This window comes from Micromonospora sp. NPDC003197 (assembly GCF_053590565.1).
Map to the genome: position 1 here is coordinate 79,653 of NZ_JBSFTE010000002.1, position 20,481 is coordinate 100,133.

20 protein-coding genes are annotated in these 20,481 nt (G+C 69.3%); 12 read left to right on the forward strand and 8 right to left on the reverse strand.

Features of this window, described 5'->3' with window-relative positions; genetic code table 11:
- Window positions 1–17: 17 nt before the first annotated feature.
- A complete protein-coding gene (locus ACWDV4_RS02545; RefSeq protein ID WP_449974262.1) occupies window positions 18–1,673 on the reverse strand; it encodes a glycoside hydrolase family 10 protein in 1,656 nt (551 codons plus the stop codon).
- 274 nt (window positions 1,674–1,947) lie between these two features.
- Here ACWDV4_RS02545 and ACWDV4_RS02550 point away from each other — a divergent pair, with 274 nt between their 5' ends.
- Entirely contained in the window at window positions 1,948–2,961 is a 1,014-nt protein-coding gene (locus ACWDV4_RS02550; protein WP_449974263.1) for a potassium channel family protein, read from the forward strand.
- Window positions 2,962–3,047: 86 nt separating this feature from the next.
- Here ACWDV4_RS02550 and ACWDV4_RS02555 read toward each other — a convergent pair whose 3' ends face one another.
- Window positions 3,048–4,082 carry a 2-oxoacid:ferredoxin oxidoreductase subunit beta gene (locus tag ACWDV4_RS02555; RefSeq protein ID WP_449974265.1) on the reverse strand — a complete coding sequence of 345 codons (1,035 nt, stop codon included), beginning with the start codon at window positions 4,080–4,082 and terminating at the stop codon, window positions 3,048–3,050.
- On the reverse strand, window positions 4,075–5,922 hold the full coding sequence (locus ACWDV4_RS02560) for a 2-oxoacid:acceptor oxidoreductase subunit alpha (RefSeq protein ID WP_449974267.1): 1,848 nt from the start codon (window positions 5,920–5,922) through the stop codon (window positions 4,075–4,077). Before ACWDV4_RS02560 ends, ACWDV4_RS02555 begins: the two co-directional genes overlap by 8 nt.
- Window positions 5,923–6,290: 368 nt before the next feature.
- Between ACWDV4_RS02560 and ndhC the strand changes: the two genes are divergently transcribed.
- Window positions 6,291–6,671, forward strand: a complete 381-nt coding sequence (gene ndhC, locus ACWDV4_RS02565) for an NADH-quinone oxidoreductase subunit A (RefSeq protein ID WP_449974268.1) — start codon at window positions 6,291–6,293, stop codon at window positions 6,669–6,671.
- Between the two features lie 92 nt (window positions 6,672–6,763).
- Window positions 6,764–7,822, forward strand: a complete 1,059-nt coding sequence (locus ACWDV4_RS02570) for a hypothetical protein (RefSeq protein ID WP_449974270.1) — start codon at window positions 6,764–6,766, stop codon at window positions 7,820–7,822.
- A 70-nt stretch (window positions 7,823–7,892) separates the two neighbouring features.
- On the opposite strand, the gene ACWDV4_RS02575 is transcribed toward ACWDV4_RS02570, so the two are convergent.
- The gene (locus ACWDV4_RS02575) at window positions 7,893–8,678 is read right to left on the reverse strand and encodes a S1 family peptidase (RefSeq protein WP_449974272.1); all 786 of its coding nucleotides are present in this window, start codon (window positions 8,676–8,678) and stop codon (window positions 7,893–7,895) included.
- 256 nt (window positions 8,679–8,934) lie between these two features.
- On the opposite strand from ACWDV4_RS02575, the gene ACWDV4_RS02580 reads away from it, so the two are divergent.
- Window positions 8,935–10,281: a uracil-xanthine permease family protein gene (locus ACWDV4_RS02580; protein WP_449974274.1), complete on the forward strand. Its 1,347-nt coding sequence runs from the start codon at window positions 8,935–8,937 to the stop codon at window positions 10,279–10,281.
- A 92-nt stretch (window positions 10,282–10,373) separates the two neighbouring features.
- Here ACWDV4_RS02580 and folP read toward each other — a convergent pair whose 3' ends face one another.
- Window positions 10,374–11,243 (reverse strand): dihydropteroate synthase, encoded by an 870-nt coding sequence (gene folP / locus ACWDV4_RS02585; protein WP_449974276.1) that lies wholly within the window; start codon window positions 11,241–11,243, stop codon window positions 10,374–10,376.
- Window positions 11,244–11,372: 129 nt separating this feature from the next.
- On the opposite strand from folP, the gene ACWDV4_RS02590 reads away from it, so the two are divergent.
- From ACWDV4_RS02590 to ACWDV4_RS02605, 4 genes are all read left to right on the forward strand, one after another.
- A complete protein-coding gene (locus ACWDV4_RS02590; RefSeq protein ID WP_449974278.1) occupies window positions 11,373–12,065 on the forward strand; it encodes a DivIVA domain-containing protein in 693 nt (230 codons plus the stop codon).
- A gap of 101 nt (window positions 12,066–12,166) precedes the next feature.
- Complete coding sequence (locus ACWDV4_RS02595) at window positions 12,167–12,661, forward strand: SRPBCC family protein (protein WP_449974659.1); 495 nt, start codon at window positions 12,167–12,169, stop codon at window positions 12,659–12,661.
- Window positions 12,662–12,698: 37 nt separating this feature from the next.
- Window positions 12,699–13,289: a DNA-3-methyladenine glycosylase I gene (locus ACWDV4_RS02600; RefSeq protein ID WP_449974280.1), complete on the forward strand. Its 591-nt coding sequence runs from the start codon at window positions 12,699–12,701 to the stop codon at window positions 13,287–13,289.
- A 4-nt stretch (window positions 13,290–13,293) separates the two neighbouring features.
- Window positions 13,294–13,890, forward strand: coding sequence for a hypothetical protein (locus tag ACWDV4_RS02605; RefSeq protein ID WP_449974282.1), 597 nt, complete (start codon window positions 13,294–13,296; stop codon window positions 13,888–13,890).
- A 61-nt stretch (window positions 13,891–13,951) separates the two neighbouring features.
- Here the strand turns inward: ACWDV4_RS02605 and ACWDV4_RS02610 are convergent, their stop codons facing one another.
- Together ACWDV4_RS02610 and ACWDV4_RS02615 are read right to left on the reverse strand one after the other, a co-directional pair.
- A complete protein-coding gene (locus ACWDV4_RS02610) occupies window positions 13,952–14,743 on the reverse strand; it encodes an enoyl-CoA hydratase/isomerase family protein (protein ID WP_449974283.1) in 792 nt (263 codons plus the stop codon).
- On the reverse strand, window positions 14,740–15,564 hold the full coding sequence (locus ACWDV4_RS02615) for a PaaX family transcriptional regulator (protein ID WP_449974285.1): 825 nt from the start codon (window positions 15,562–15,564) through the stop codon (window positions 14,740–14,742). Before ACWDV4_RS02615 ends, ACWDV4_RS02610 begins: the two co-directional genes overlap by 4 nt.
- Before the next feature lie 190 nt (window positions 15,565–15,754).
- Between ACWDV4_RS02615 and ACWDV4_RS02620 the strand changes: the two genes are divergently transcribed.
- Together ACWDV4_RS02620 and ACWDV4_RS02625 are read left to right on the forward strand one after the other, a co-directional pair.
- Window positions 15,755–15,922 (forward strand): DUF3117 domain-containing protein, encoded by a 168-nt coding sequence (locus ACWDV4_RS02620; protein ID WP_449974287.1) that lies wholly within the window; start codon window positions 15,755–15,757, stop codon window positions 15,920–15,922.
- A 155-nt stretch (window positions 15,923–16,077) separates the two neighbouring features.
- Window positions 16,078–17,577: a leucyl aminopeptidase gene (locus ACWDV4_RS02625; RefSeq protein WP_449974289.1), complete on the forward strand. Its 1,500-nt coding sequence runs from the start codon at window positions 16,078–16,080 to the stop codon at window positions 17,575–17,577.
- Between the two features lie 121 nt (window positions 17,578–17,698).
- Here the strand turns inward: ACWDV4_RS02625 and ACWDV4_RS02630 are convergent, their stop codons facing one another.
- On the reverse strand, window positions 17,699–18,325 hold the full coding sequence (locus ACWDV4_RS02630) for an O-methyltransferase (protein ID WP_449974290.1): 627 nt from the start codon (window positions 18,323–18,325) through the stop codon (window positions 17,699–17,701).
- Between the two features lie 312 nt (window positions 18,326–18,637).
- On the opposite strand from ACWDV4_RS02630, the gene ACWDV4_RS02635 reads away from it, so the two are divergent.
- Window positions 18,638–19,921, forward strand: a complete 1,284-nt coding sequence (locus ACWDV4_RS02635) for a S1C family serine protease (protein WP_449974661.1) — start codon at window positions 18,638–18,640, stop codon at window positions 19,919–19,921.
- 97 nt (window positions 19,922–20,018) lie between these two features.
- The gene (locus ACWDV4_RS02640) at window positions 20,019–20,456 is read left to right on the forward strand and encodes a preprotein translocase subunit TatB (RefSeq protein ID WP_449974292.1); all 438 of its coding nucleotides are present in this window, start codon (window positions 20,019–20,021) and stop codon (window positions 20,454–20,456) included.
- The last annotated feature ends 25 nt before the right edge of the window (window positions 20,457–20,481 follow it).

Sequence of the window (20,481 nt, forward strand, 5' to 3'; positions counted from 1 at the left end):
CTCGGCCTCAGCGTTGGTCAGCGGACGAAGCGCGGCAGGCTCGGCGTGCTCTCGTTGTAGAGCCGGTCGAGCGTGGTCACCTGGTAGGTGTAGCGCTTGCCCGGTTCGGCGGTGGCGTCCAGGTAGGACTGAACTCCGGTGCCGGTCGCGCGTACCGTGCCGACCAGGTGCGCGGCGTCAGCGAAGCCGCACTTGCCGGGCACGGCGGTGCCGTCGAAGCGGTAGACCGCGTACGAGGTGGCCTTGCCGAACGGTCCGAGCCCGTCGGCCGGCTGCTGCCAGCTCAACCGGACCCCGTCGGCCTGCCGCGTCGCCCCGGTGACCACCGGGAACAGCAGCGGCTTCGCCGGCAGGTGCGACATGGTCGGCACCAGCGCCGGCCGGGAGTAGTGCTCGGCGGCGTAGATGTCGGTCGCGCCCAGCTTGTTCAGCCGGATCTGGGTGGCGTTGAAGTGGACGTTGCCGGCCACCTCCGGGTAGTCCCGGTTGAGGGTCAGGTGCCGGGACATCTCGGCCGGGTCCTGCCAGGCGGCCGGCTGACCGGGCTCACCGATCTTGTAGTCGGCCTGTCCGATGTAGAGCTGGACCTTCGTGCCGCGTACGACCTCAGACCACCACGGCACCAGCTTGGCGTAGTCGGCGACGGCCAGGCCGATGTTCCAGTAGACCTGCGGCACGATGTAGTCGATCCACTCCTCCTTGACCCACTTGCGGGTGTCGGCGAAGTTGGCGTCGTAGGACTGGGTGCCGTTGGTGTCCGAGCCGAGCGGGTCGGTGCCCTTGTTGCGCCAGATGCCGAACGGGCTGACCCCGAACTTCACCCACGGCTTCGCGGCCTTGATCTTCTGGCCCATCTCCTGCACCAGCAGGTCGATGTTGTGCCGCCGCCAGTCCGCCTTGTTGGTGAAGTCGCCACCGTACTGCTCGAAGGTGGCCTGGTCGCCGAAGTCCTGCCCGGCCGCCGGGTACGGGTAGAAGTAGTCGTCGAAGTGCACGCCGTCGATGTCGTACCGGTTGACGGCGTCCATCATCGCGGTCTGCACGAACTGCCGTACCTCGGGAATGCCCGGGTTGTAGTAGAGCCGCGAGCCGGCGGCGTTGACCGGGTAGGCGACCGCCCAGTCCGGGTTCTGCCGGGCCGGGTGGCCGGGGGCGAGCTTGTCCAGGTCGGCGCCGGCACCGTCCGGCATGGAGATCCGGTACGGGTTGAACCAGGCGTGGAACTCCAGGTTGCGCTTGTGCGCCTCGTCGACCAGGTAGGCCAGCGGGTCCCAGCCCGGGTCCTGGCCGCGTACTCCGGTCAGGAACTCCGACCAGGGCTCGTGCGGCGACGGCCAGAACGCGTCGGCGGTGGGGCGGACCTGCACGACCACCGCGTTGTGGTTGAGCTGCTGGGCGAGGTCGAGCCAGCCCTGGTACTCGGCCTTCTGGGTGGCGATCCGGTCCGGTGCGGTGTAGGACGCCTTGGTCGGCCAGTCGATGTTGACTACCGAGGCGATCCACATGGCCCGGAACTGTCGCTTCGGCGTGGCCGGGTCGGGCTGGCAGGTGGTGCTGTTGCTGGTCGGGTCCGATGCCGCGGGCGCGGGGGCGGCGCTCGCGGGTGTGGCGGCGACGAGCGCGCCGAGGAGCGCTACGGCCACCCCGGCGGCTCTGAGCCGATGTGCCTTCATTCGGTGTGTCCCTTCATTGGGGCTCCCGGGTCAGGGTTCAATGCGGCTGGGCCGGCTGTGCCGGGCGGTGGCCCCGAGTCACGACTCGGTACCACCACGCCGAGTCGGCAAGATTCGCCGCTCGACCGCCGCCGCTCAGAAGGAAATTTTCATAGAGTCCCGTGGAACGCAAGCCCTCCTCGGTGTGACCCGACGGGCTGAACGCGGCTTCCGGCGCGGGTACGGACTATGGTGTGCACGTGCAGGCGCAAGCGGGGGCGGAGCGGGACGAGAAGTGATCCACTTTCCGGTCGTACGCAAGAGTCCGTTGCGTGCGTTGAGCCTGCGGCTCTTCGCGGCGCTCGCCCTCGTGTTGATCATCGTTGGGGTCGTCTATTTCGACCGGGACGGCTATCGGGACGTCAACGAAGACGGCTTGACCCTGCTCGACTGCTTCTACTACGCCGTGGTCACGCTCTCGACCACCGGGTACGGCGACATCACCCCGGTGTCGGGCAGCGCCCGATTGGTGAACGTCCTGGTGGTCACCCCCGCCCGGGTGCTCTTCCTGATCATCCTGGTCGGCACCACCCTGGAAGTCCTGACCGAGCAGTACCGCACCAGCCTGCGCACGACGCGGTGGAGGAAGAACGTGAAGGACCACGTCATCGTCTGCGGCTACGGCACCAAGGGCCGCAGCGCCATCTCCGCCCTGCTGGAGACCGGCTTCGACAAGTCGCGCATCGTCGTGGTCGAGCGCAACCCCGCCGTCGTACGCCAGGCCACCTCGGCCGGACTGGTGGCGATCGAAGGATCGGCCACCCGGTCGGCGGTGCTCGACGAGGCACACGTCCGTAACGCCAAAGCGGTGATCATCGCGGCGGACACGGACGACGCGTCCGTACTGGTGACGCTGACCGTACGGCAGCTCACCGTCGGGCAGGTCCGGATCATCGCCGCCGTACGGGAGGCGGAGAACGCGCCACTGCTCAAGCAGAGCGGGGCGCACCACGTCATCGTCTCTTCGGCGACCGCCGGCCGGCTGCTGGGACTGTCGACCTCGGCACCGCCGCTCATCGACGTCGTCGAGGACCTGCTCTCGCCCGGTCAGGGCATGGCGCTGGCCATGCGCTCGGCCAACCGGGACGAGGTCGGCCGTTCCCCCCGCGAGCTGGAGACGCTGGTCATCGCCCTGGTCCGGCGCGGCAAGGTGGTCTCCCTGGCCGATCCGGGCGGCGGAACGATCGAGACCGGCGACATGTTGGTCTACGTCCGGGACGAACGGTCACCCGCCCCGGCGGCCAGCTGACCGCCACCCTTCGCGTCGATCAAGAGGTTTGCGTCAGGTCGTAGCCAGACTCATGACGCAAACCTCTTGATCACATCGCGCTTCGGTCAGTCGATCGTCCAGGTGTCGCCGGAGTGCAGCAGCTCGGTGAGCAGTTCCTCCGGCGTACCGGTGGCCTTCGCCTTGGCGGTCTCCACCTGCTCCTGCACCACCTCGTCGTAGGTGGGACGATCCACCTGCCGGAACACGCCGATCGGAGTGTTCCGCAGGTCGAGGTCGGGCAGCCGGGACAGGGCGAATGCGTACGCCGGGTCGGCCACCGTCGCGTCGTGGGTGAGGATGTCGGCCGGGTCCACCGAGGCGGTCTCCCGGACCGCCAGGCCGAACCCGCCCGGCGGGTGCACCACGCAGAACTGGCCGTCCTTACCGAAGGTAATGGGCTGGCCGTGCTCCAGACGGATCAGGTAGTCGTCCCGGGTCGCCGGCTCCTTGAGCTGGTCGAAGGCACCGTCGTTGAAGATGTTGCAGTTCTGGTAGATCTCCACGAACGCCGAGCCCTGGTGCTCGGCCGCCGCCCGGAGCACCGACTGGAGGTGCTTACGGTCCGAGTCGATGGTCCGGGCCACGAAGGTGGCCTCCGCGCCCAGCGCCAACGACAGCGGGTTGAACGGGGCGTCCGCCGAGCCGACCGGGGTCGACTTGGTGATCTTTCCGACCTCGGAGGTGGGGGAGTACTGGCCCTTGGTCAGCCCGTAGATCCGGTTGTTGAAGAGCAGGATCTTCAGGTTGACGTTGCGGCGCAGCGCGTGGATCAGGTGGTTGCCGCCGATGGACAGCGCGTCGCCGTCACCGGTCACCACCCAGACCGACAGGTCCGGGCGGGACACCGACAGGCCGGTGGCGATGGCCGGCGCGCGGCCGTGGATCGAGTGCATCCCGTACGTGTTCATGTAGTACGGGAAGCGCGACGAGCAGCCGATCCCGGAGACGAACGTGATCCGCTCGCGCGGGATGCCCAGCTCCGGCAGGAACGACTGCACCGCGGCGAGGATCGCGTAGTCGCCGCAGCCGGGGCACCAGCGCACCTCCTGGTCGGACTTGAAGTCCTTGGTGGTGAGCTTGACAGCGACGGGCTCAGGCATTCTTCACGACCTCTTCCAGCATCGTCTCCAGCTCGGTGGCGGTGAACGGCAGACCCCGGACCTGGTTGTAGGCGATCGCGTCGACCAGGTATCGGGCCCGGATCACGTGGGCCAGCTGGCCCAGGTTCATCTCCGGGATCACCACCCGGTCGTACGACTTCAGCACCTCACCGAGGTTGGCCGGCAGCGGCGAAAGGTGCCGCAGGTGGGCCTGGGCGATCGCCAGGCCGCGCTGCCGCAGTGCCCGACAGGCCGCACCGATCGGGCCGTAGGTCGAGCCCCAGCCGAGCACCAGGACGCGGGCGTCGCCGTCCGGGTCCTCCACCTCGACGTCCGGCACCGGAATCGACTCGATTCGGGCCGCTCGGGTCCGCACCATGAAATCGTGGTTGGCCGGGTCGTACGAGATGTCGCCGGTCTTGTCCGCCTTCTCCAGGCCACCGATGCGGTGCTCCAGACCGGGGGTGCCGGGGATGGCCCACGGCCGGGCCAGGGTGGCCGGGTCGCGCAGGTACGGCAGGAACGTCTTGCCGTCCTCGCCGTTGGGCTCGGTGGCGAACTCGACCGTCAGGTCCGGCAGGGACGCCACGTCGGGCAGCAGCCACGGCTCGGAGCCGTTGGCCACGTAGTTGTCCGACAGCAGGATCACCGGCGTGCGGTAGGTCAGCGCGATCTGGGCGGCTTCCAGCGCCGCGTAGAAGCAGTCGGCCGGTGACCTCGGGGCGATGACGGCGATCGGTGCCTCACCGTGTCGGCCGAACAAGGCCATGTTGAGGTCGGCCTGCTCGGTCTTGGTGGGCATGCCGGTCGACGGTCCGGCCCGCTGCACGTCCACGATGACCAGCGGCAGTTCCAGGGCCACCGCCAGGGAGATGGTCTCGCCCTTGAGCGCGACGCCGGGGCCGCTGGTGGTGGTCACGCCGAGCGCGCCACCGTACGACGCACCCAACGCTGCGCCGATCGCGGCGATCTCGTCCTCGGCCTGGACGGTGGTGACGCCGAACCGCTTGTGCTTGCTCAGCTCGTGCAGGATGTCCGAGGCCGGGGTGATCGGGTAGGCACCGAGGAACACCGGCAGCTTCGACCGTACGCCTGCGGCGACCAGACCCAGGGAGAGGGCCGCGTTACCGGTGATGTTGCGGTAGGTGCCGGTCTGCATCCGGGCCGGCTTGACCTCGTAGCGGATCGCGAAGTCCTCGGTGGTCTCACCGAAGTTCCAGCCGGCCTTGAAGGCAGCGATGTTCGCCGCGACCAGTTCTGGCCGCTTGGCGAACTTGCGCTCCAGGAACCGGATCGTGGAGGCGTACGGCCGCGAGTACATCCAGGAGAGCAGGCCGAGGGCGAACATGTTCTTGGCCCGCTCGGCGTCCTTCTTGGAGATCGCGTGTTCGGCCAGCGCGCCCACGGTCATCGAGGTCAACGCGACCGGGTGCACCGCGTAACCGTCGAGTGAGCCGTCCTCCAGCGGGCTGACCTGGTAGCCGACCTTGGACAGGTTGCGCTTGGTGAACTCGTCGGTGTTGACGATGATGTCCGCGCCCCGAGGCAGGTCGACCAGGTTGGCCTTCAACGCCGCCGGGTTCATCGCCACCAGCACGTTGGGCGAGTCGCCCGGGGTGAGGATGTCGTAGTCGGCGAAGTGCACCTGGAAGCTCGACACCCCGGGCAGGGTGCCGGCAGGGGCCCGGATCTCCGCCGGGAAGTTCGGCAGGGTCGAGATGTCGTTGCCGAGTTGGGCGGTTTCCGAGGTGAATCGGTCCCCGGTCAGCTGCATGCCGTCACCGGAGTCGCCTGCGAACCGGATGACCACCCGATCCAATTGCCGGACCTGCTTGGTCACAGTCGCACCTCGCTCCGCTCGGCTCCGCCCCGGTGGGGGAGCCCGACGGTGACCTCGCGTTGCTCGGTCACATGACCTCCTTGAGCACTGGCGGCGGCGGGGTGACGCGCTCGCGGCCCGCTCTGCCCTTCACCCCAGAAGCCTACGTCGAATCCTTAGGTCATCCTTCCCCCAGGTCCGCCGTGTGGGAAGCGGGAATCGACGCATTTGTCCGTTATCTAGCGCTCAATGTCGCTGGTGTCGTAATTCAGATCACCACGGGACGCTGAACGATCGACCGGATACCCGTGGTTGTCGCCATGCGGCCTAGGGTGATCCGGCCCTGCGCGGCGACCCGCAGCCGGGGCCGGGCGGGTAGGCTGCCGGCCATGGATGGGTATCTGGGGTCCTACGCGACGCTCGGGATCCTCCTTCTGGTCAGCGTCGTCTTCTTCGTCGTCGCGTTCGGCGCGAATCGGTTGCTCCAGCCGGCCCGCCCCGCCGAACCACTCGGTAAGCGGGCGGCCTACGAATGCGGGCTCGACCCGGTCGGCGGCGACTGGGCGCAGATGCAGATCCGCTACTACGTCTATGCGTACCTCTATGTGCTCTTCGCCGTGGAGTCCGTTTTCCTCTTCCCCTGGGCGGTGGTCTTCGACCGGCCCGGGTTCGGCCTGGTGACCGTGGCCGAGATGGGGATCTTCGTCGCGGTGCTCGCGCTGGGCATCCTCTACGCCTGGCGCAAGAACATCCTCCGCTGGGCCGACTGACCCACAGCCGTCAAGATCGATGTAGGGTTCGATCGATATATGCGCTGGGTCGGCAAGCTGGCCAGCGCCGCGGCTGCGGATGGGAGCACCCCTTGACCTTCAAGCATCGAGTACGAACGGCCGCCCTCCTCGGGGTCGTGGCCATCACCGCCCTTCCCGCCACCTCTGTCGCAGCCCGGGAGGCGGCACCAGCGTCCCTGGCCGGCGACGCGGCAGCGGAGGTGGTGACCCCCGCTGCCGACCGGGTCCTGCGGGTCTACAACAACAACATCGAGAACCTGGTGACGAACAACTCCGACGGGACGTGCACGCGCATCTCCGGTCCGGACCACCTCACCTCGATGCTGGTGGACGACGCCGGAAAGACCGGGACCGCCGGTGTGGTGGCCCCCGACATCCTGATCGTGCAGCAGGTGCGGGGCACCGGGCAGGCCGAGGCGTACGCGGACCAACTGGCGGCCAAGTTCGGCTACCCGGCGGGCACCTACGGGGCGATCGTGGCGTGGAGCGACCCGGAGCCCTGGGGAAGTACCCACAAGTGCAGTTCCCAGGCGCTCGGTGACCTGAAGAAGAAGCAGACCAACGCGATCATCTACAACACCCGGACGCTCAGCCTGGCCGCCGGCGACATCTCGAAGTACTGGAGTGCTGGCTGGTTGAAGCCCGGGACGGCCTACGACAACGGGGCCGGGTGCACGCTCTACAAGCCGCCGAACAGCGACCCGGACAGCACCGACTACTACAAGTGGAAGCGGACCAGCGCCATCGCGGCACGCTTCACCATCAAGGCGACCGGCACCACGGTGTTCGCCGCGACCATGCACCTGCCGCAGGAAAACCGGCAGAACGCCTGCGCCGGCGACGGTTACACCGGCATCGCCAACACCGGAATCCACATCGGGGCGGACGCCACCAGCCTGATGAACGCCTCGACCATCCGGGTGGTGGGGATCGACGCGAACCGTACCGGGATCGCGGCCAGCACACTGAGCGGCTTCGGCATGACCGGCTACGGCACGGCGGCGACGAGCGGCTCAAGCAAGATCGACTACCTCTTCATCAAGGGTGACGTACAGCCGTCAAGCGTCGGACACACCGTCACCGGCACCAAGTCGAACCACCGGGCCCTGTACGGCTTCATCACCTACTGACGCCACGCCGGTGTGGTCCGGGGTCGGATCTGGACCCGGGCCACACCGGCCGGCGTCGGGGACGCTACGACTACACGGTTGCCATCACGTTCAGAATCCAGTCCCGGCTGTCCGGCACGGTGGCCCAGTAGTCACCGTTGCCCGCGCACGACGAGTCGCCCCAGGAGAGGACGCCCACCTGGTAGCGCAGGCCGTCCACGAGCTTGAACAGCGGTCCACCGGAGTCGCCGAAGCACACGTTGCCGTTCAGGCCCAGCGTGCGGATGGCTCGGCCGCCGTACGCGTCCTCGCGCCCGTTGATGTGGGTCACGTCCTGGGTCGCCCGCCGCACGATGGGGGCCGGTGTGCAGGACAGGCAGGTACGACCCCAGCCGAAGGCGTACGTGGTGGCTCCCACCGTCGTCGTCGCGGTCGGGAGCCGCACCGACTCGGCGTTCGCCGACCGGTTGAGCTTCAGCATGGCGATGTCGTGGTTGGTGCGCACCCGGGAGGTGGCGACCTGGACGACCCCGCCCCCCGTGTACCAGTGGATACTCTTGACCCGGACGCTGATGCGACTGTCGGCGATCCGGGTGCTGCCGGAGTAGAGGCAGTGCCGGGCGGTGAGAATCCAGTAGTTGCTCACAATGGAACCCGTGCACTGGTAGTCGCCATCGATCAGCACGGCGGCGAGACCGTCGGCGTCGGTCTGGTTCTCACCCCCGACGATCGGGGCGGGTGCTGCTGCTGCGGGCGCGCCCGCCAGGGGGATGGTCACCAGGAGCGCGGCGAGTACGGCCGCGAGGCGGGTGATGAGCCCACCCCCGGTACGGCCGCTTCTCGCTGATGTGTCGAATACCGTCGTCAACCAGTTCATCGACCCTCCATCGATCAAATGGATTTCGAAGATTCTCGATTGAACTGATCGTGGTGGACAACCCGGTTTCCGGTGTGATCCCAAAATGATCGATCGGCGCCGAAGGGTCCTGCCGCTACGGCCGCAGCTGATCTTCCATATGCCGGGAAGGCGGCTGACCAGGCGTGGCCGCCGCGCGCCGGAAACCAGCCCCATGCCACAATCGGCTCTCAGGGTCGATCACGCCCCCGTCCGTAGATGACGTAGAGGGCGCTCCATGACCGAGATTCCCCCCAAAACGCGTTCCCGTTGGTCTCCGTGGACCCTGCACGGCGACGGCCGATCCGTCCGCCCCGGTGACGTGGTGCATCCCGACGAGCGGCTCTCCTGGCCCCGTACCCTCGGCATCGGCGTGCAGCACGTCGTGGCGATGTTCGGTGCCACCTTCACCGTGCCGCTGATCACCGGCTTCCCGCCGGCCACCACGCTCTTCTTCTCCGGTATCGGCACCCTGCTGTTCCTGGTGATCACCGGCAACCGGCTGCCGTCGTACCTCGGCTCGTCGTTTGCCTTCATCGCCCCGGTGCTGGCCGCCAAGGCCGGCGGGGACATCGGCCCGGCGCTCGGTGGGATCGTCGTCGCCGGCATCGCGCTGGCCCTCGTCGGGTTGGTGGTGCAGCTCGCCGGGTCACGCTGGATCGACGCGTTGATGCCACCGGTGGTCACCGGCGCGATCGTCGCGCTGATCGGTCTGAACCTCGCCCCGGTGGCCTGGGACGGCGACGGCAGCGGCACCGGGGTCAAGGCCCAGCCGCTGATCGCGGTCGTGACGCTGGCCGCGATCCTGCTCACCACCGTGGTCTTCCGGGGTTTCCTGGCCCGGCTCTCCATCCTGCTCGGGGTGGTCGTCGGCTGGGCGCTCGCCGCCGCCCTCGGCGAACTGGACCCGGACGCGGTCACCGGGCTACGTGAGGCCGCCTGGATCGGGCTGCCCGAGTTCCACACCCCCGAATTCAGCGTGCGCGCCGTCATCCTGGTGATTCCGGTGATCCTGGTGCTGATCGCCGAGAACGCCGGGCACGTCAAGGCGGTGGCCGCGATGACCGGCCGCAACCTGGACCGGGACATGGGTCGGGCGTTCATGGGCGACGGCCTGGCCACCATCATCGCCGGCTCCGGTGGCGGCTCCGGCACCACCACGTACGCGGAGAACATCGGCGTGATGGCGGCGACCCGGGTCTACTCCACCGCCGCGTACTGGGTGGCCGGGTTGGCCGCCGTGCTGCTCGGGTTGAGCCCGAAGTTCGGCGCGCTGATCCTCACCGTGCCAGCCGGGGTGCTCGGCGGTGCCACCACCGCCCTGTACGGCCTGATCGCCATTCTCGGGGCGCGGATCTGGATCGAGAACCGGGTGGACTTCCACGATCCGATCAACCTGATGACCGCCGCCATCGCGGTGATCATCGGCGCGGCCAACTACACCCTCACCGCCGGGGACCTGTCGTTCAACGGCATCGCGCTGGGGACCGCTGGCGCGCTGGTCGCCTACCACGGCATGCGGCTGATCGCGCGGCTGCGCGGCACCACCCCGGTCACCCGCCAGGGGCCCGACGCCGAACTCTGAACCGTTGCCGCTGCTGTCGTTCCCGTTGCCGCTGCTGGCGTTCCCATTGCTGCTGCTGGCGCTCGCTGCCGCTGCGTCGTCGCCGGTTTCGCTCAGGCGAGGGCGCGGCGGGACAGCGCGGGAGGCCGGGCCCCCTGGATCGAGGCGACCATGTCGAGCAACCGGCGGGTCGGTCGTACCTGGTGGGCCCGGAAGACCCGCGCACCGAGCCAGGCCGAGACGGCGGTCGCGGCGAGGGTGCCCTCCAACCGTTGGTCCACCGGCAGGTCGAGGGTCTCGCCGACGAAGTCCTTGTTCGAGAGCGCGACCAGCACCGGCCAACCGGTGGCGGTCAGTTCACCCAACCGACGGGTGATCTCCAGCGAGTGCCGGGTGTTCTTGCCGAAGTCGTGCGCCGGGTCGATCAGGATCCCGTCGGGACGTACGCCGAGCGCCACCGCACGGTCGGCCAGTCCGGTGACCGTCGTGACGACGTCGGCCACGACGTCGTCGAACGCGGTCCGATGCGGTCGGGTACGGGGGGTGAGCCCACCCGCGTGCGAACAGACCAGCCCAGCGCTGGTCTCGGCGGCGACCTGGGCGAGGGTCGGGTCGGCCCCGGCCCAGGTGTCGTTGAGCAGGTCCGCCCCGGCGGCCACCGCCTCGACGGCGACTTCGGCCCGCCAGGTGTCGATGGAGATCACCACGTCCGGGAAGGCGGCCCGTACGGCGGCGATGGTGCCCACCGTCCGACGGATCTCCTCGGCCACGTCCACCTCGGCACCCGGCCCGGCCTTGACCCCGCCGATGTCGACGATGTCGGCCCCCTCGGTGACGGCCTGTTCGACCGCGCGTAACGCGGCGTCCTCGGCGAACGTCGCGCCCCGATCGAAGAACGAATCCGGCGTACGGTTCACGATTGCCATCACCGCCAGCTCACCCGGCGCGAACGTACGTCCACCGAGTCGTAGCGTCCCCGCCATTTGTGCCTCCTCGTCCCGCCGCTTCGCGAGTCGACGCTAACCCCTGCCGTACCGCCGCCTGGACCATGGGCCGGTACGGTCGCGTGGCGGGGTCGCCCGGCACCCGGCCGGCATGCCACGATCGGCCCCATGGATCAGCTACTGCTCCTCCTGGTCGTGGCGTTGACGGTCGCGGCGGTGGTCTTCGGGGTCACAGTATTGGTAACGGGCGGCGATTCGGGGCTGGTGGCGGCCGAGCCGGACGGCCGGTCGGTGCCGCTGCCCGGTGGCCGCCCACTGGTGGAGGACGACGTGTCCGATGTCCGTTTCGATACAGCCTTCCGGGGGTACCGGATGGCGCAGGTCGATCAGGCGTTGCGCCGGGCGGCCTACGACATCGGCTACAAGGACGAGCTGATCGGGGTGTTGGAGGCGGAGGTCATCGCGTTGCGTGAGGGACGTACCGCCGATGCCGACACGCTGCAGCAGGCACGGCAGGCCGCGCTCGCCCCGGCCCGGCGGGTGGACCAGGCAACCGAGTCGGCTCGGCGGGTGGACCAGCCAACCGAGTCGGCCCAGCCGGCAGTGCCCGGTCCGGTCGAGGGCGGACCGTCGGATGCGCCGACGATTACCGGTGGGCAGCCGACGGTTGGACGACTGCCGGAGGTGGGGCAAACCCCGGAGGCTAGCCAGGCTCCAGCAGCGGCGGAAGCCGCGGAGAAGCCGGACGTTGTGGAGAAGCCGGACGTTGTGGAGAAGTCGGATGCCGAGTCGCCGGTTGCGACGGGCACCGAGTCGTCGGTGGAATCGGACACTAGCTCGACCCGGTCGGAGCGGGCGTGAACCGACCAACGGACGGCGACAACCGGCCGGCGGACGACCGAGGCCGGATCGGGCCGGGCGACGAACCGGGCCGTACCGAGGCGGGCGACGATCCGGGCCGGATCGGGTCGGATGGTGCGGAGGGGCTGCGCTCGGCCGCCCAACCTGGGGCCGGTGAGGTCACCGCCACGGTCATCGTCCACGCACCGGCCGAGCGCGTGTTCGCCGCCTTCACCGCCTGGGAACGCCAGTCGGACTGGATCCCCTTCACCCAGGTACGGGTGGTGGAGGGCGACGGTGGCGAGGGCAGCTTGGTGGAGGCGGTCACCGCCGTCGGCCCAATGGCGGTACGCGACGAGATGCGGGTGGTCCGCCTGGATGTCCCGTACGAAATCCGGGTGGTCCACTGTGGAAAGCTGCTGCGCGGGCCGGGCGTACTGCGCTGCACCCAGATGGACCGGAACCGTACCCAGGTGGTGTGGCACGAGTGGTTCCATCTCCCCGGTGGCGCGGCCGGCCGGGTCGCCTGGCCGGTGCTGTGGCCCGGCTCGAAGTTCGGCCTCACCCAGGCGCTGAAGAGGTTCGCCCGACTGGTCGAGCAGGGAGCCCTGCCCTGATGACGTGCCCGTCGGCCGGCCGCCTACCGTTGGGGACGTGACTGACCTGGTGATCGGAGCCGACGGGCTGGCCCGCTGCGGCTGGGGGGCGAGCACGCCGGACTATGCGACCTACCACGACGAGGAGTGGGGCCGGCCGGTACGCGGTGATGACGCCCTCTACGAGCGGCTGACCCTGGAAGCCTTCCAGTCCGGCCTCTCCTGGCTCACCATCCTGCGGAAACGGCCGGCGTTCCGGGCGGCGTTCGACCAGTTCCACATCGCCACCGTCGCCGGGTACGGCCCGGCGGAGGTGACCCGACTCATGGACGACGCCGGTATCGTCCGGAACCGGGCCAAGATCGAGGCAGCGATCGCCAACGCTCGGGCCGCGCTGGCGCTGCCGGACGGCTTGGCCGCCCTGCTCTGGTCGTACGCGCCCGAGTCCCGGACGGCCCGCCCCGGGACCGGTGCCGACGTACCGGCCCTCACCCCCGAGTCGACCGCCCTGGCCAAGGCGCTGAAGAAGCGCGGCTTCCGGTTCGTCGGCCCGACCACCGCGTACGCGTTGATGCAGGCCACCGGCATGGTCGACGACCACCTCGCCGGTTGCCACGTGATCCGTACCGCTGAACCCGTGATGGGATAGAGGAATGACCGAGTCAATCAGCCGGATCGGCACCTGGGCCGTGCTCCTGCCGACCGGACGGTACGAGGCGGAGCGGCTCTTCCACCACGACACGCTGGAGTTGACCGGCGTCGAGGCGGAACACTGCCCGACCCCCGGAGACCAGGTGCTGGTGGTGGTCGAGGCGGAACAGCCGCTCGTGGTGGCCCTGGGACGGGTCATCCAAGCGGGGGGCGGGGCTACCGACCCGGACGATCCACAGGCTGGCGAGGTCGAGGAGACGCCGCTCGTCGTGACGTACACCCAGCGGGCCTTCGACGAGCCGGTGCCGGCCGACCAACTCGTCCTGGTCGGGCCGGTGACCCCGATCGACGCGTCGACCTACCGCGAGTTGGCGGCCCGGATCGGCCCGGCTCCCGACCGCCGGGCCTGGCTGGTCAGCCTGGACCTGCCGATCGAGGCGTCCACCCCTGCCGAGGCGGTCCGCCTGTTCTGGTCGTACGTCATGGAGCTGGGGCCGCGCGAGCTGCCCACGTTCGTCTCGCCGGTCGGTAACGAGCTGGCCATGCAGGCGTTCGTGCTGGGTGTGGAGGCCAACCAGGACCCGGAAGAGGACGACTGAGCAGTGTTAGGAAGGGCCCCTTCTTATGCAGAATGCGATAAGAAGGGGCCCTTCCTAACACTCAACGCCCCTCGAAGACCGCCTGCTGCTTGTTGACGAAGGCGATCGTGGCGGCCCGGTGGTCGGCGGTCCCGCCACAGATCGACTGGGCTCGGGCCTCGGCGGCCAGCGCCTCCGACAGCGTGCCGGCGTCGCCGATCGAGAGCTGCCGCTTGATCGCCCCGTAGGACACCGTCGGACCGGCCGCGAGCCGGGCGGCCAGCTCCTGGGCGGTCGGCAGCACCTGCTCGTCGTCGTCCACCCGCCGGGTGAACAGACCGAGCCGATCGGCCTCGTCGACGTCGACCGGCTCGGCCAGCATCAGCAACTCGACCGCCTTGGCGTGGCCGACGAGCCGGGGCAGCGACCATGAGGCGCCGGTGTCGGCGGCCAGACCAACCCGGGCGAAGGCCATCAGGAAGGTGGTCCGGGGGCCGCCCACCCGGAAGTCGGCCAGGAAGGCCAGCGATGCGCCGGCCCCGGCGGCCATGCCGCGTACCGCTGCGACCACCGGCTTGGGCAGGTTGGCCAGCCGCGCCGCGATCGGGTTGTAGTGGGCGTGCACAGTGCTGAGCGGGTCCTGGCTGCCGGATTCCAGGACCTTGACGTGTTCGCGCAGGTCCTGCCCGGCGCAGAAGTTGTTCCCGGCGCCGGTGAGCACCACCGCCCGACATGACCGGTCGGTCTCCAACTCGGCCAGGGTCTCCCGCAACGCCTCCTTGAGAGTGACGTCCAGCGCGTTCATCGCGGCAGGTCGGTTCAAGGTGAGGGTGACGACGGCGTCGGTACGGTCGACCAGTAGCGGCTCGGTCACGGTTTGCGGCCCTTCTTTCGTCCGGTTCGGTTACCGGTGTCGAGGCAACGCTCGACGTACCGGTCGGCAGCGGGGCGCAGCCGGGCGGCGTGCCGATCGAAGAACGCCGCCGCACTGGTGCCGGGCCATCGTTCGGGAAGCAGTGCCGGTGGTAACTGCGGATCCCGGAAGAGGAACGTACGCCACGCGTGTACCAGCCGGAACCGGGCGGCGTACGCCTCCATGTCCCCGCTGCGGGCGGTCACTGCGGCCAGCAGCGGCCGCTGCTGTGTCACGAAACGCTCGTAGGCATTGCCGATCTCGGCCAGGTCCCAGGCCCGTCGGACCAGCGCCATGGCACCGGGGGTGCCGGCGGCATGGGTCGCGGCGAACCGCTCGTAGCGCACCCCGGTTTCCGTGAGCAGTCCGTCGATGTCCTCGCCTGACCGGGTGGCGACCCAGGTCTGCTCGTCGAGTGTTCCGTAGCCGAGGAAAGCGAGGTGGGAGGCGAGACGCTGCCGTTCCCGACGGGCGGCGGGGGGTTGGAGAACGATCAGGTCGAACCGGCCATCCCAGCCGATGCGGGTCGTACGGTAAATCCGGGCAGCCGCTTCGTCCAATCGACGGGCGGCTTTCGGGGTGATTAGATATCCCGGTCCGGCGGCGAGCCGGAGTGGGTGCAACCAGCCTTGCCGCACCATCCGAGAAACCGCCGTACGCACCGCCGGGGGGGCGATCCCGAGGGGGGAGAGCAGTTTCACCAGGGCGGCGACCGGTGCACGGCCACCCCGGGATCGGAGGTGGTCGCCGTACAGGTCGAAGAGTGCCGACCGTGCCTGCATGACCGCACATTGTGACAGGCCAGTGCAAGATATGCTAGACGCTGTTACAGACGTGCTGGTTCGGTTTGGGTCCGGCGGTGTTTATCAGGGAAAATCGTTGGTCAGCACCGCAGGGCTTGCGCGCGGTGGTGCTGACGAAGTGGCTGTGGGGTAATCCACCGACCCTGCTATAGGTCTGAGGGGAGACAACATGGCGGCGATGAAGCCGCGGACGGGCGACGGTCCGCTGGAAGTCACCAAGGAGGGCCGGGGCATCGTCATGCGGGTTCCGCTGGAGGGTGGTGGCCGACTCGTCGTCGAGATGACTCCCGACGAGGCCAACGCGCTCGGTGACGCGTTGAAGAACGTCGCCGGCTAATTGATTCATGACGGTCCGGGCGCGAACAGCGCCCGGACCGTTTCGTCACCCCTGGGCCACGGCATCGTTGCTGGTCCGGGGCTTACGCAAGGGCTGGGCCGGCCGAATCGCTGCCGGCCCGTCGTTGCCCAACGGAACCTGGAGGTACGGTCGGCGTGCTGGCCATTCGTCTCGTGGTCGATCCGACCGGAATCGACGCGCTTGCCCTGCCGGTTCGCCCCATCGAGGGGGCGGCTACCGGTGAACCATCGGCCGAGGTCGCGTCGACCGCGCTGGCCGTTTCGGCTGATCTTCTCAGCGAGGCCGCCGCACTCCTGCCCGAGGTGGAACACACCGGCGCAGCCGGGGTGTCGCATCGGTCGATTCGGCCACTGAGTAGCCCGAGCCGGCTGCTGCTGATCGGGATCGGTGCCGGCGAGGAGGCCGACTGGCGAGCCGCCGGAGCGGCGATAGCCCGAGTTGGCGTACGTGAGAGTTCAATCACTTTAGCGATACCCGCCGATGCGCCCCCGGCTGTCGTACGGGGCGTGGCCGAAGGGCTGTGGCTGGCGTCGTACCGGTTTCGGATGCCGGACCAGCCGGCGGCGGCCGAGGACGAGGCGCCGAGCCTTGGTGAGGTGCTGCTGGCGGTAGCCGACCCGGAACGCTACGAGGCGGCACTGGCCACGGCCCGAGTCACCGCCGAGGCGACCCGGTTCGCCCGGGACCTGACCAACATGCCCTCCTCGGTGAAGAGCCCGCAGTGGTTCGCCGATCAGGTGGTCGCGGCCGCCGCCGGTCACGACGGGCTGACCGTCCAGGTCCGGGAGCCTGAGCAGCTCGCCGCCGAAGGCTTCGGCGGCATCCTCGCCGTCGGTGGCGGTTCGGGCCAGGGACCGCGCCTCGTGGAGCTCAGCTGGCAGCCGGCCGACGCCCAGACGCACGTGGTGCTGGTCGGCAAGGGCATCACCTTCGACACCGGGGGCATCTCCATCAAGCCCCGGGACGCGATGAAGCTGATGCGTAAGGACATGGGCGGGGCGGCGGCCGTCATCGCCGCCACCATCGGGGCCGCAGCCCTACGCCTGCCGGTACGGGTCACCGCGCTCGCCCCGCTCGCCGAGAACATGCCCAGCGGCTCGGCCTTCCGCCCCGGCGACGTGGTACGCCACTACGGCGGCCTGACCAGCGAGACCACCAACTCCGACGCGGAAGGTCGACTGGTCCTCGCCGACGCGATGGCGTACGCGGTGGAGCAGCTCGCGCCCGACCTGTTGATCGACCTGGCCACCCTGACCGGGGCCAACGCGGTGGCGTTGGGCAAGCGCACCGGGGCCCTCTACAGTGACAGCGACGAGCTGGCCGACGCGATGCTGGCGGCTGTCAGCGAGGCCGGTGAGTCGGCCTGGCGGATGCCGTTGCCGACCGACTACGTCGAATACCTCGGCAGCGAGTTGGCAGACTTCTACAGCACCCCCACCCAGGGGGCGGGTTCGGTGCTCGCCGCGCTCTACCTGCGGGAGTTCGCCGGCAAGCTGCGCGACCGCTGGCTGCACATCGACATGTCCGCGCCGTCCTGGGCGGAGGCCGACTCGGCCGAGCTGACCAAGGGGGCCACCGGCTGGGGCGTCCGTACGCTGCTGCGCTGGCTGGCCACCCCGCCGACGACCAACTGACGAGGGCCGGTGGCGGAGCGGGGCAGCTCGGCTGACCCCGCTCCACGCAGCTCGGCTCAGCCCCGCTTCGTGGTGGCGAGCACTAGGCCCGCTCCCGGGCGCTAGCTCTGCTTGGCGAGCGCTAGCCCCGCTTTACGGCGGCGAGCAGGCCCTCGCCGGTGGGCAGCAGCGCCGGAACCCACTCCTCCGATTCCCGTACGGCCTTGATCAGCTCCCGTACGGTGATCGTCTCCAGGTCCCGCGCCGCCGGGTCGGCGATCCGGCCGCCCACCAGCGTGCCGTTGACCGCGAGCACCCCACCGGGGCGCAGCAGCCGGAGGGCCTCGTCGACACAGGCGGTGCTCTCGGCGGCGTCGGCGTCGATGAAGACGAGGTCGTAGACCCCGTCGGCCAACCGGGGCAGCACGTCCAGCGCCCGACCGGCGATGATCCGGGTACGCCCGGAGGGGAACCCGGCCTCCAGGAAGATTCGTCGGGCGATCCGCTGGTGTTCGGCCTCCAGGTCGATCGTGGTGAGTACGCCGTCGGGGCGCATGCCGCGCAGCAGCCAGACGCCGCTCACCCCGGTGCCGGTGCCGATCTCCACCACCGCCCGGGCACTGCCGGCGGCGGCCAGTAACCGCAGGGCGGCACCGACGCCGGGGGTGACGGCATCGAGGCCCACCTCGTTGGCGAGACTTCGTGCGGTACGGAGGACCAGGTCCTCGGCGACGTACGTCTCGGTGAACTGGAGTGCCTGCGTGGTCATCGAATTGACTGACCGGGCGACCGTGGCGATGGGGCACCTCCGGGCGGCGGGAATAGGTGTGGGACGGGGTTGCGAGTATGAGCCTAAGGGCGGCGCTACGAGATCGGCAGCCTGTCGTAGGGGCATCGGTCCAAAGGCGAGGCAAGCATCGAATGCTTTCCGGGTATCCGTGTAATCCTGGAGTGGAGATCCGGCCGTCCGACCGCCGAGGGAGATGCCCCCGGCGGCGAACGGCGTCCGGTATCTGGGACGGACTGGGAGGCCATTGACGTGACCGACGGCTGGAACTGGCGCCAGCCCGACGGAACCCCGATGCCGGCGTATCCGCCGACCTCGGCTAATCCGTCGGTCGCTCCACCCGCAGCGACTCCGGGTGGTCCGGCCCCCGGGGCCTCGCCCTGGTGGTCCGACGCGCTCAGCGACCCGTGGCGTGATCCACGGACCCCGGCGGCGGTGGTGGTGACTCCGGTGAGACATGCCGGCAGCATCGACCCGGAGCCGGTCACAAACCCGGACGTCGCTCCGCGCCGGGGACTGACGCAGATCTTTTTGGTGCCGTTGATCACTGCCCTGCTGGCCGGTGCCCTGGGCGGCGCGCTGGGGTACGGTTTCTCGGTCCGAAATGGAGCCGGCGGGGGTGCCGTACTCGGCGCGCAGGGCAGTGATGCACCGGCCGCCGCGCAGCGCCGGCCCGACTCGATGGCGGGGGTCGCCGAGCGGCTGCGGCCCAGCGTCGTGACGATCCGGGTCGGGGGACGTGGCGGGTCGAGCCTCGGCTCCGGCTTCGTGGCCAGCGCCGACGGATACGTGATCACCAACGATCACGTGGTCGCCGGGGGATCCGGTTCGGCGACGGTGGTCTTCAGCGACGGTTCGACGTCCCCGGCCAAGTTGGTCGGCCAGGACCCAGAATCGGACATCGCGGTGCTCAAGACCTCCCGGACCGGACTGGCGCCGGTCGAGTTCGGTGACTCGGACGCGATCAAGGTAGGTGACCCGGTGCTGGCTTTCGGGTCACCGCTCTCACTGGCCAACACGGTCACCGCCGGCATCGTCAGTGCGTTGGACCGCACCATCCAGGCCGGGGAGCAGGGTGGGACCACCCGCTACTACGCCGCCATCCAGACCGACGCGGCGGTCAACCAGGGCAACTCGGGTGGGCCGTTGGTCGACGGAGCCGGGCGGGTGATCGGCGTCAACTCCGTGATCAAGTCACTGGCCAGCGACGAGCAGGAGGCGGGCAACATCGGCTTGGCCTTCGCCATCCCGATCAACCAGGCCAAGCGGCTGACGCAGGAGATCATCGACACCGGCAAGGCTCGGCGTACGGTGATCGGTGCTCAGGTCGCCAACGCCGGAGCTGGCACTGCTGTCGGCGTACGTCTCTCCGCCGTCGACCGGGGCGGCCCGGCGGCGGCGGCCGGACTGCGGGCCGGCGACGTGATCCTCAAGTTCGATGGCCGGCCCCTCGCGGAGCCGGGTGACCTGATTGCCCTGGTTCGCAAGTACGCACCCGGTTCGGTGGTGACCGTCGAGTATCGGCGCGGTACCGCGCAGCAGAACGTGTCGGTGACGCTCGCGGCGGATGTCAAATAGCGGTTACGTATCGGATTGGCCGGTGCGCACCCACTCCCATGATCGGCAGTAACGTGCGTACCCTTGCGCAGGGGGACGGCATGAGGAGGGTCGGCAGGTGTTCGAGAACCTGAACATGTGGGAGGTCGGCGCGCTGCTGCTCGTCGCCCTGCTGATCTTCGGTGACCGGTTGCCGAAGGTGATCGCTGACGGGCTGCGGATGCTGCGCAGTCTCCGGAACATGGCCCGGAGCGCGACCACCGACCTGAGTCGGGAGCTGGGCACCGACATCCAGCTGGAGGACCTGCACCCGAAGGCGTTCATTCGCAAGCACCTGCTCAGTGAGGATGAGGAGGAGGCGCTGCGGAAGCCGTTGCAGAGTGTCTACAAGAACGTGCGCTCCGACATCGAGGGGGTGCGGGGCGAGTTGAAGGATGTTGCCTCGGCGATGGACCTGAAGTCCTCGGAGGTTCCCTCGGCCAAGGCCGGCTCGGTGGATGGCGGCGGTACGACCGCACCCGCGCCGCGCGCCGGCTTCGACCTCGACGCCACCTGACCGCGCCTGGATGTTAGGAAGGGCC

What these genes read in the sequence shown, in the direction of transcription:
- ACWDV4_RS02545 (WP_449974262.1), bottom strand. Translation starts at nt 1,673, where the DNA reads ATGAAGGCACATCGGCTCAGAGCCGCCGGGGTGGCCGTAGCGCTCCTC.
- ACWDV4_RS02555 (WP_449974265.1), bottom strand. Translation starts at nt 4,082, where the DNA reads ATGCCTGAGCCCGTCGCTGTCAAGCTCACCACCAAGGACTTCAAGTCC.
- ndhC (WP_449974268.1), top strand. Translation starts at nt 6,291, where the DNA reads ATGGATGGGTATCTGGGGTCCTACGCGACGCTCGGGATCCTCCTTCTG.
- ACWDV4_RS02575 (WP_449974272.1), bottom strand. Translation starts at nt 8,678, where the DNA reads ATGAACTGGTTGACGACGGTATTCGACACATCAGCGAGAAGCGGCCGT.
- ACWDV4_RS02580 (WP_449974274.1), top strand. Translation starts at nt 8,935, where the DNA reads ATGACCGAGATTCCCCCCAAAACGCGTTCCCGTTGGTCTCCGTGGACC.
- folP (WP_449974276.1), bottom strand. Translation starts at nt 11,243, where the DNA reads ATGGCGGGGACGCTACGACTCGGTGGACGTACGTTCGCGCCGGGTGAG.
- ACWDV4_RS02590 (WP_449974278.1), top strand. Translation starts at nt 11,373, where the DNA reads ATGGATCAGCTACTGCTCCTCCTGGTCGTGGCGTTGACGGTCGCGGCG.
- ACWDV4_RS02605 (WP_449974282.1), top strand. Translation starts at nt 13,294, where the DNA reads ATGACCGAGTCAATCAGCCGGATCGGCACCTGGGCCGTGCTCCTGCCG.
- ACWDV4_RS02615 (WP_449974285.1), bottom strand. Translation starts at nt 15,564, where the DNA reads ATGCAGGCACGGTCGGCACTCTTCGACCTGTACGGCGACCACCTCCGA.
- ACWDV4_RS02620 (WP_449974287.1), top strand. Translation starts at nt 15,755, where the DNA reads ATGGCGGCGATGAAGCCGCGGACGGGCGACGGTCCGCTGGAAGTCACC.
- ACWDV4_RS02630 (WP_449974290.1), bottom strand. Translation starts at nt 18,325, where the DNA reads ATGACCACGCAGGCACTCCAGTTCACCGAGACGTACGTCGCCGAGGAC.
- ACWDV4_RS02635 (WP_449974661.1), top strand. Translation starts at nt 18,638, where the DNA reads ATGCCGGCGTATCCGCCGACCTCGGCTAATCCGTCGGTCGCTCCACCC.